This is a genomic window from Burkholderia sp. KCJ3K979 (genome assembly GCF_016759955.1).
Taxonomy (GTDB): Bacteria; Pseudomonadota; Gammaproteobacteria; order Burkholderiales; family Burkholderiaceae; genus Burkholderia; species Burkholderia orbicola.
The window spans coordinates 1-8,808 of sequence record NZ_JACFYV010000253.1 but is presented as its reverse complement, the minus strand read 5'-3'; the positions used below and the strand labels follow the sequence as shown (position 1 = coordinate 8,808).

The following is an 8,808-nucleotide window of genomic DNA, read 5'->3' as shown; positions in this document are numbered from 1 at the left end:
CGCGTCGGCGTCTGGATGCCGATTCAATGTAGTACGTCGTCGTATGACATGGTACGCCGGTGGACCGAGGATGACGTCACGGGTTTACCCGGAAATATCCCGCACTCTGCATAAATATCGGGAGGGGAAGCGAGCGCTTTCACATCTGATGACGTATGACATGGAACGATGCTGCGTCCGTCGGCGGTCCTTGGGGGGCGGCGTGAAATCCGCGGTCGAGGCGGCGCGTTCATTCGTGCGTGGTCGATTTCCGGAGCCGGTGGAGAAAACCGACCTCGACGGGGCTGCGCTCGATACCCGTGTGTTTCACACGCTGGTGCGCATGCGGCAAGGCGTGCCGCACATGGAGCGGCGGCAACGCGATCGTGATGAACGACACGGAGGCACCCCGTAAGCCGTTTGCGGGGGGAGGGCGGCTCCGCTCCATTGAGTTGAAGAACGCGCTCGCGGTTGCGGCAAAATATCAGGCACGCGAACTCGCCGTGCACGCCACTCGACGCAAACGGCGGCGATTTCATACCTTGACGATGGAGCAACGGATCATGCAGGACAACCGGTACGCGCGGCACGTCTTCGCGTTCAACGGCGACGCGGACGGCCTGTGCGCGCTTCAGCAATTGCGGCTCGCCGAACGCGTGCACGGCACGCTCGTGACCGGCGTGAAGCGCGACATCCGGCTGCTCGAACGCATCGACGCGGGCGCGGGCGACATCGTCACCGTGCTCGACGTGTCGCACGACCAGAACCGCGACGCGTGCGTGCGGCTGCTGCGCGACGGCGCGACGGTCCGTTACTTCGACCACCACTTTGCCGGCGAGCTGCCCGACCATCCGCGTTTCGACGCGTATATCGACATGGCGGCCGACGTCTGCACGAGCGCGATCGTGAACCGCTATCTCGGCGGCCGGTACGTGCGTTGGGCGATCGTCGCCGCCTATGGCGACGAACTGCCGGCGCTCGGCGATGCGCTGGCGCGCGAGCATGGCGTCGACGAAGCCGAGCGTTGCATGCTCGCCGAGCTCGGGCGCTATCTGAACTACAACGCATACGGCGAGTGCGTCGGCGATCTGCATTTCGATCCGGCGACGCTCGCGGACGCGATGCTGCCGTGCATCGATCCCCTCGATTTCGTGCGCGACACGGCGGTGTTCGCCGCATTGCGCGACGGTTACCGCGACGACATGGCGCGCGCGTGCGCGCTCGCGCCGCTGCGCGAGGTGCCGGGCGCGACGCTGGTCCGGATGCCCGATCATCCGTGGGCGCGGCGCGCGACCGGCATGCTCGCGAACGAACGGATGCGCAATGCACCGCATGCGGCGCTCGCGGTGCTGTCGCCGCGCGCGGGCGGCGGGCTGGTCGTCAGCGTGCGCGTGCCCGAGGGCCGGCCGATCGGCGCGGACGAGTTCTGCCGCGGCTTCGCGACCGGCGGCGGGCGCAAGCGCGCAGGCGGCATCAACCATCTGCCGGAAGACGAGTTCGACGCATTCGCCGAGCGCTTCGAGGCCGCGTTCCGGCTCGATTGACGCGACGCATCGTCGACCGGATCGGCCGGCCGCACCGGCGAGCACGGTCGGCCCGTCGGGCGGCCGCGGCGTGCCTCCGTGCGTTCGGCGTTGCGTCAGCCCTGCGCGGTGTGCACGGAACCGGTCGACGTATCCCCGACTGAGAAACCTTCCGGGCGTGCTGCCGGTCGGTAGCGCGACTTCCATCGGATTGAAGCGGATCGTGTGCCCGAGCGCGGTGTCGCACGTGGCGTGCCGGCCATGACGGCCGGCGTCGACACCGCGCAGCGCAGCCGCGACAATACGCGTCTCCTTTTGCTTTCGCCATCGAGGTGCCTATCCGTGTCTGCCAAGCCGTCCGCTGCCCCCGCGATCGTTTGGTTCCGCGACGATCTGCGCGTGACTGATCAGCCCGCGCTGACGCGCGCGGTCGAATCCGGCCGGCCGCTCGTCTGCGTGTTCATCGACGACACGGGCGCCGGCGCCGGGCCCGCACTCGGCGGCGCGGCGCGCTGGTGGCTGCACGGGTCGCTGGCCGGGCTCGACACCGCGCTCGCGCGTCACGGCGGGCGCCTGCTGCTGTTGCGCGGCGACGCACAGCGCGAGATCGAGCGCGTCGTCGGTGACACGGGCGCGGCAGCCGTGTACTGGAACCGCCGCTATGCGCAGCCGCAGCGCGACGCGGACGCGGCGCTGAAGGCGTCGCTCAAGGCGCGCGGCGTGACGGTCGAGAGCAGCAACGGCAGCCTGCTGAACGAGCCGTGGGAGGTGCTGACGGGCAGCGGCGGCCCGTACCAGGTGTTCACCGCGTACTGGCGCGCGGCGCGCCGCGATCGCACGGTCGCCGCGCCGTTGCCGGCACCCGAGCGGATCGCGTTTCATCCGTGGCCGCAAGCCGTGCGCGACCGCGCGCTGGCGCTCGATGCACTCGCGTTGCGTCCGCATGCGCCGGACTGGGCCGGCGGCCTGCGCGATGCGTGGCCGGCGCCCGACGAAGCCGGCGCGCTCGCGCGACTCGACACGTTTCTGACGACCTCGCTCGCCGGCTATGCGGATGCGCGCGACCGTCCCGACCGCCCCGCGACGAGCCGGCTGTCGCCGTTCCTGCGTTTCGGCAACGTGTCGCCGCGACAGGTGTGGCATGCGGTGCAGGGCGCCGCGAACGCAGGCGGCGCGGCATACGCGGCGCACGCCGACAAGTTCCTCAGCGAGCTCGGCTGGCGCGAATTCAGCTACACGCTGCTGTATCACTTCCCGGCGCTCGCGACCGACAATTTCCGTGCGCAATTCGATGCAATGCCGTGGCGCGACGATCCCGCCGCGTTACGTGCGTGGCAGCGCGGCCGCACCGGCTATCCGCTCGTCGATGCGGGCCTGCGCGAGCTGTGGACGACCGGCTGGATGCACAACCGCGTGCGGATGGTCGTCGCGTCGTTCCTGATCAAGCATCTGCTGATCGACTGGCGCGCGGGCGAAGCATGGTTCCGCGACACGCTGGTCGACGCCGATCCCGCGAACAACGCGGCGAGCTGGCAATGGGTGGCTGGCTGCGGCGCCGACGCCGCGCCGTATTTCCGCATCTTCAATCCGGTCGCGCAGGGGCAGAAGTGCGACCCGGACGGCGCGTACGTGCGGCGCTGGGTGCCCGAGCTTGCCGGCCTCGACGACGCGTCGATCCATGCGCCGTGGGAAGCGTCGCCGCTGGCGCTCGAGGCGGCCGGCGTCCGGCTCGGCATCGACTATCCGGCGCCGCTCGTCGAGCATGCGGCCGCGCGCGCCCGTGCGCTCGATGCGCTGGCCGCGTTGCCGAAGCGCCGCTGACCGCACGCGCCGGTTCGCCGCATCAATTGCAGAACGCGACGTGCTCGAGCAGCGCGTACGCGACGCCCGAATCGAAGTAGGCCGCGCCGCACCACGCGACGAACGCGAGCGTGCCGGCGGCCAGGGCCGCGCGGATCATGCCCATGCCGCGTTGCCCGACGCCGGGCGCGCGACGCGCGCGTCGTCGATCGGCAGGTGCAGTAGCGCCGCGAGCACGCCGAGCGCGATCGAGCCGAGCCACAGCGGCATATACGAGTGCGTCGCGTCGTACACGATTGCACCGAGCCACACGCCGAAGAAGCTGCCGAGCTGGTGCCCGAAGAACACGAAGCCGAACAGCGTCGCGATGTAGCGCACGCCGAACACCTGCGAGATCACGCCGTTCGTCAGCGGCACCGTGCCGAGCCACGTGAACCCCATCACGGCCGCGAACACGTAGACGCTCGCGGGCGACAGCGGCGCGGCGACGAACGCGGCCATCGCGAGCGCGCGCACGAGGTACAGCACCGACAGCACGTACTTGCGCCGCAGCAGCCCGCCGAGATGGCCGCACGCGTAGGTGCCGGCCACGTTGGTCAGCGCGATCAGCGCGAGCGCGACACTCGCGTGGCGCGCCGGCAACCCGTGGTCGAGCAGGTACGCGGGCAGGTGCGTCGCGATGAACGCGAGCTGGAAGCCGCACGCGAAGAAGCCTGCGTTCAGCAGCCAGAAGCCGCGATGCGCGAACGCCTCGCGCACGGCTTCGCCGATCGACTGGTCGGCGCCGGCAGCGGCGCCTGCCGCTTGCGCGGGCCGGTCGCGCAGCAGCACGGCGAGCGGCGCGAGCAGCGCGGCGACGAGCGCCAGCGCGATGAACGCGTGCCGCCAGCCGATGCCGCCGATCAATTCCTGCGCGACGGGCACCATGCAGAACTGGCCAAGCCCGCCGATCGCGCCGGCGACCCCGAGCGCCCAGCCGCGCCGGTCGGGCGGAAACAGGCGGCTCAGCGCGCCGTAGATCGACGCGAACGCGGAGCCCGACAGCGCGATGCCGATCACGAGCCCGGCGCCGACCGTGAACAGGCCGGTCGTGGCCGCCTGCGCCATCGTGACGAGCCCGGTCGCGTACAGCAGCGTGCCGGCGACGATCACGCGCACCGAGCCGAAGCGGTCGGCGAGCATTCCGGTGAACGGCTGCGCGACGCCCCAGATCAGATTCTGCAGTGCCAGCGCGAGCCCGAACGCCTCGCGCGACCAGCCGTGGTCGAGCGACACGGGTGCGAGGAACAGGCCCTGCACGTGGCGGATGCCGAGCGCGGCGCCCATGATCAGGCCGCCTGCCAGCACGGGCAGCCAGCGGCGCCGGACTTCCTGCTCGATCGGGGTCATGCGTGTCTCCGGATGAAGGCGCGACGAAACGGCCGCGCTCGATCCGATTAGACGAGCGGGGCGGCCGTCGCTCAAGCGATCATTCAGTCAGGTTGGCATGCGTCACGGGAATGTGAAGGGGCGATGGCGGTTGCCGGTGGTCACGCGCATCCGCACCGCCGGCTCAGGCCGACGTCGTATCGTGCGCGTGCATCGCCGCATCGCATTCGGCTGCTTCGGCGAGCATCCAGTCGCGCACGTCGGCGACTTCGCGGCGCGGGGCCGGATCGTGCTGGAACAGCCAGTAGCCGTACGTCTGCGACAGCGTCTGCGTGTGCGGCCCGAGCACCGCGAGCCGGCCGTCGGCGAGCATCGGCGTGACGAGCGCGAGCCGGCCGAGCGCGATGCCCTGGCCCGCGATCGCGGCCTGGATCACCTGGTCGTACTGGTTGAAGCGCAGCACGCCTTTCGGGCGCGCGTCGCCGAGCCCGGCCGCGGGCAGATGCGCGTGCCACTGCAGTTGCGGTTGCGGCGGCCCGTCGAATTCGAGCAGCACGTGATCGGCGATCGCGGCCGCGCTCGTGACCGGTCGCGCGGCGAGCGCGGGGTGCGCGACCGGCACGACGATCTCGTCGAACAGGCGCAGCGCGCCGGCCGGCGCCCGCTCGCGCGGGCAGTAGCGGATGCCGAGGTCGATGCCTTCGGCGCGCAAATCGAGTACCTTGTCGTTCGCGGCGACGCGCAGGTCGATCCCGGGCAGCCGCGCCTGCAGCCGCCCGAGCCGCGGCAGCAGCCACAGCGCCGTCACGCCGATGCTGGCGGTGATCGTCACGGGCTGGCGCTCGCGCGCCGCGGCGAGCGACGCGACGGTGTCCTGCAGGCCGAGCAGCGCCGCATCGGCGACGCGGAACAGCCGTTCGCCTTCCGGCGTGAATGAAATCTTCCGGTAGCCGCGCTGCAGCAACGTCACGCCGAGATGCGCTTCGAGCGCATGGACCTGGCGGCTGACCGCCGACTGCGTGACGCACAGATCCTGCGCGGCGAGCGTGATGCTCATGCGGCGGCCGACGGCGACGAAACCGCGAACGAGGTCGAGCGACGGGAGACGGACGAGTGGCGTTGACATGCGCGTGACTCATGCGAACGGAGCAGCAAGATTGGTTGAGAATGCGGCACGCGTCAAGTTCAATGGAGGCGGGTTGATCGCGGAGGACGGGGCGAGTAGGCGCTGAAGCGCTAACCCCGACCGACCGCGATGCATGGGACCCCAGTAAGCGCTAAAGCGCTAACTGGGGATCGACAGGAGACACGATGACGATTTCGAACGAGGAAAGCGACGCGGCGCAGGCCAGTCGCGCGGCGGGCGCGTTGCCGCCCGAGCCCGTGACGCTGCGCGCAGCCGACGGCTACGAACTGCGCGGCCATGTCTGGCGCCATCGCGGCGGCGGCGCCGTGCGGCCCGTGACGGTCGTCAATTGCGCGACGTCGGTGCGCTGCGACTACTACTTTCGTTTCGCGGCCTGGCTGTTCGCGCAGGGGCGCGACGTGCTCGTCTACGACTATCGCGGCATCGGCGGGTCGCGTCCGGCGCGGCTTGCGAAGCTCAGCGCGAACTGGCTCGACTGGGGGCGGCTCGATTGCGAGGCCGCGCTGCACTACGCGCGCGACGCGTTTCCGGGCCAGCCGCTCGATGTGGTCGCGCACAGCATCGGCGGCTGTGTGCTCGGCCTCGCCGCATCGAACGTGCACGTGCGGCATGCGGTGACCGTCGGCGCACAGTACGCGTACTGGCGCGACTATCTGCCGGCCGAGCGCCGCCGCATGTGGTGGAAGTGGCATGTCGCGATGCCGGCGCTCGCGGCCGTGTTCGGCTACGTGCCCGCAAAGCGGCTCGGCTGGATGGAGGACACGCCGCGCGGTATCGCGCTGTCGTGGGCGCGTTCGCAGCCGCGTTTCGAGGAGGGCTACGTCGGTCGCGTGCTGGACGACAGCGGCGCGAGCCGCGCCGCGTTGCCGGCGCGCTTCGCGGGGCTGTCGGCGCCGATGCTCGCGGTCGGCATCGACGACGACGCGTTCGGCACGGTCGACGCGGTCGAGCGGCTGGTCGGCTACTACACGGGCAGCAACGTCACGCATCTGCGGATCGCGCCGGCCGACATCGGCGTCGACGCGATCGGTCATTTCGCGTTTTTCCACAGCCGCTTCACCGACACGTTGTGGCCCGTCGCGCTGTACTGGCTGCAACACGGCGTGTTGCCGGCCGATGCGCCGGGCGTCGTGCACGCGCTGCATCCGGCGTCGCGCGGGCGGGTGACGGGGAGCGGCGTGCCGGGCATCGCCGCGAACGGGTGATCCAGCGTATGCGAGCATGACGCGCAGCCTCGTTCGCGTCACGAGCCTGCCGCAGCCGCCGGCCGCCGGTCGGCGCGATCGATTAACATCGGACGTTTCGTTCCAGAACACAGGCTGCTGCGCGCCGATGCCCATTCCGTCCGATTCCGCTTCTCCCGTTGAAACGCCGCACGCATGGCGCGTGCACGCACTCGACGTGCCGCCTGCCGCGGCGCGGGCCGGCGTGCGGATCGCGCGCGTCGATTTCGACTGGCGCGTGCCGCTCGTGTCGCCCGCGTACGCGGCGCTGAACGACGACGAGCGCGCACGCGCCGCGCGCTTCCTGCGGCACGAGGATGCGGTACGCAGCGCCGCGACGCGCGCCGCGCTGCGCGACGTGCTCGGCGCGGCGCTCGGCCTCGCCCCGCACGCGGTCCAGATCATCGTCGACGCGGCGGGGCGGCCGTCGCTGGACCGCGCGCATCGAGCGTCGCTCGACTTCAACGTATCGCACGCGGGCGATCATGCATTGATCGCGTGGGCGCCGGCGGGCCGCGTCGGCGTCGATATCGAGGGCTGCAACCGCGCGGCCGACTGGCGCGCGCTGACACGCGAAGTGTGTGCGCCCACCGAGGTCACGTATCTCGAGGGCCTGCCGGCCGGCGCGCGCGAGCGCGAATTCATGCGGGTGTGGGCCGCGAAGGAGGCGCTGCTCAAGGCGCTCGGCACCGGCATCGTCGGCGGGTTGCGCGCGTTCGCGGTCGTGCCGCCGCGCGACGCGGCGACGCCCGCGACGACGATCGTCGAGCCCACCGCGCCCGCCGCCGGCGTCGCCGCGTTCGACGCGGCATGGCTCGACGCGGCGCCCGGCTACGCGGCGTGCGTCGCGTGGACGCGCGCGTAAGCCGGGCGTGACGCGCGGCGCTTATTCGAGCGGCGCGTCATTCGGCGCCGCGTAACGCGCCTTGATCACGTCGCTCATCGGAAAGTCGAACGACAGGCCCTTCGGCGGCACCGGCTTCATGAACCATTTGTCGTACAGCGCGTTGATCTCGCCGCTTTTCATCAGCTGCACGAGCACGCCGTCGACGAGCGCCTTGAACTGCGGATCGTCCTTGCGCAGCATGAACCCGTAGGCTTCCGACGATTGCGGCGTGCCGACGAGCTGCCAGTCGGCCGGTTTCGCGGCGAGCTGGCGCACGCCCGCGAGCAGCACGTCGTCCATCATGTACGCGGCCGCGCGGCCCGATTCGAGCGTGAGGCGTCCTTCGCCGTAGTCCTTCGCGCTGATGATCTGCATGTTCATCTTCTTTTCCTCGTTCATCTTGCGCAGCAGGCGTTCGGACGTCGTGCCCTGGTTCGTCACGACCGTCTTGCCGGCGAGATCGGGGAAGTCGCGGATGCCCGACGTGGTGCGCGTGAGCAGGCGCGTCGTCGCGACGAAGAAGGTGGTCGAGAACGCGACCTGCGCATGGCGCGCGGCGAGGTTGGTCGTCACGCCGCATTCGAGATCGACGGTGCCGTTCTGCACGAGCGGAATGCGGTTCTGCGACGTGACCGGAATGAAGCGCACCTGCAGGTCGGGCTTGCCGGTGCGCGCCTTCACCGCGGCGATCACGCGGTCGCACAGGTCCTGCGAGAAGCCGATGACCTTGCCGCCCGCGTCGACATAGGAGAACGGCACCGACGTTTCGCGATGACCGATCGAAATCAGGTTGGATTGCCGGATCTTCTCCAGCGTGCCGGCCAGCGGCTCGGCGGCGACGGACGCGCCGCACGCGAGCGCGCATGCGGCGACGAGCAGGGG

8 protein-coding genes are annotated in these 8,808 nt (G+C 70.7%); 5 read left to right on the top strand and 3 right to left on the bottom strand.

The genetic code is table 11. The annotated features are described in order from the left end of the window. The first annotated feature begins 202 nt into the window (after positions 1-202). From H3O04_RS36370 to H3O04_RS31295, 3 genes are all read left to right on the top strand, one after another. The gene (locus tag H3O04_RS36370) at positions 203-394 is read left to right on the top strand and encodes a hypothetical protein (protein ID WP_237666497.1); all 192 of its coding nucleotides are present in this window, start codon (positions 203-205) and stop codon (positions 392-394) included. A gap of 148 nt (positions 395-542) precedes the next feature. Beyond that, positions 543-1,523, top strand: a complete 981-nt coding sequence (locus tag H3O04_RS31300; RefSeq protein WP_202589161.1) for an acetyltransferase — start codon at positions 543-545, stop codon at positions 1,521-1,523. Between the two features lie 240 nt (positions 1,524-1,763). Then, positions 1,764-3,323 carry a cryptochrome/photolyase family protein gene (locus H3O04_RS31295; RefSeq protein WP_237666496.1) on the top strand — a complete coding sequence of 520 codons (1,560 nt, stop codon included), beginning with the start codon at positions 1,764-1,766 and terminating at the stop codon, positions 3,321-3,323. A 135-nt stretch (positions 3,324-3,458) separates the two neighbouring features. Here the strand turns inward: H3O04_RS31295 and H3O04_RS31290 are convergent, their stop codons facing one another. Beyond that, positions 3,459-4,691 carry an MFS transporter gene (locus H3O04_RS31290; RefSeq protein ID WP_202589160.1) on the bottom strand — a complete coding sequence of 411 codons (1,233 nt, stop codon included), beginning with the start codon at positions 4,689-4,691 and terminating at the stop codon, positions 3,459-3,461. 163 nt (positions 4,692-4,854) lie between these two features. Further along, positions 4,855-5,796 carry a LysR substrate-binding domain-containing protein gene (locus H3O04_RS31285; RefSeq protein ID WP_202589159.1) on the bottom strand — a complete coding sequence of 314 codons (942 nt, stop codon included), beginning with the start codon at positions 5,794-5,796 and terminating at the stop codon, positions 4,855-4,857. Between the two features lie 185 nt (positions 5,797-5,981). Between H3O04_RS31285 and H3O04_RS31280 the strand changes: the two genes are divergently transcribed. Further along, a complete protein-coding gene (locus H3O04_RS31280; protein ID WP_124478294.1) occupies positions 5,982-7,022 on the top strand; it encodes an alpha/beta hydrolase family protein in 1,041 nt (346 codons plus the stop codon). A 127-nt stretch (positions 7,023-7,149) separates the two neighbouring features. Then, positions 7,150-7,905 (top strand): 4'-phosphopantetheinyl transferase family protein, encoded by a 756-nt coding sequence (locus H3O04_RS31275; protein ID WP_202589158.1) that lies wholly within the window; start codon positions 7,150-7,152, stop codon positions 7,903-7,905. A gap of 21 nt (positions 7,906-7,926) precedes the next feature. On the opposite strand, the gene H3O04_RS31270 is transcribed toward H3O04_RS31275, so the two are convergent. Further along, a complete protein-coding gene (locus H3O04_RS31270; protein WP_202589162.1) occupies positions 7,927-8,805 on the bottom strand; it encodes a glutamate/aspartate ABC transporter substrate-binding protein in 879 nt (292 codons plus the stop codon). Positions 8,806-8,808: the final 3 nt, after the last annotated feature.